The organism is Streptomyces sp. SID3343, from assembly GCF_009865215.1.
In the GTDB taxonomy this organism is placed as follows: Bacteria; Actinomycetota; Actinomycetes; order Streptomycetales; family Streptomycetaceae; genus Embleya.
Genome location: NZ_WWJX01000712.1, coordinates 1 through 560 on the forward strand (window position 1 = coordinate 1; position 560 = coordinate 560).

The following is a 560-nucleotide window of genomic DNA, read 5'->3' on the forward strand; positions in this document are numbered from 1 at the left end:
GGGCGGCACCGGCGGGCGGCACCGCCCGACGACACCCGAGCGCGCCCCGCCGACCGGCCGCAGGTCGTCGACCGGGGAGGCCGGCCGGCACCGAACCGAGGTGCCGGCCGGTCGAGATCGGTGACGATCAGCGACGACCATTGACGATCGCGGACAATCGAGACCCGCCACGGCGCCGCCGGGTTGCTCAGAGCTTGATCCACTCGCGTGACGTCGTGACCGCGTCGAGCACGTCCATCCGCGGGTCGATGCCGATGCCGGGGCCGGTGGGTACGTCGAGTCGGCCGTCGGCGAGCACGAACGGCTCGGTGATGTCGGTCTCGAAGTAGCGGCGGGACGCGGACGTGTCGCCCGGGAGGGTGAATCCGGGCAGTGCGGCGAGGGCGATGTTGGCGGCGCGGCCGAGGCCGGTCTCCAGCATGCCGCCGCACCACACGGGGACGCCGTGGGCGACGCACAGGTCGTGGATGGCCTTGGCCTCCAGGTAGCCGCCGACCCGGCCGGGCTTGATGTTGACGATCGACGCGGCGCCCAGGGTGATCGCGGCGGCGGCGTCCTCG

1 protein-coding gene is annotated in these 560 nt (G+C 73.8%); it reads right to left on the minus strand.

Annotation, left to right across the window (positions count from 1 at the left end):
• Positions 1 to 187 precede the first annotated feature (187 nt).
• Positions 188 to 560, minus strand: a 373-nt coding sequence (locus GT354_RS21620; protein ID WP_272923863.1) for an enolase C-terminal domain-like protein, incomplete at its 5' end; no start/stop codon positions are given.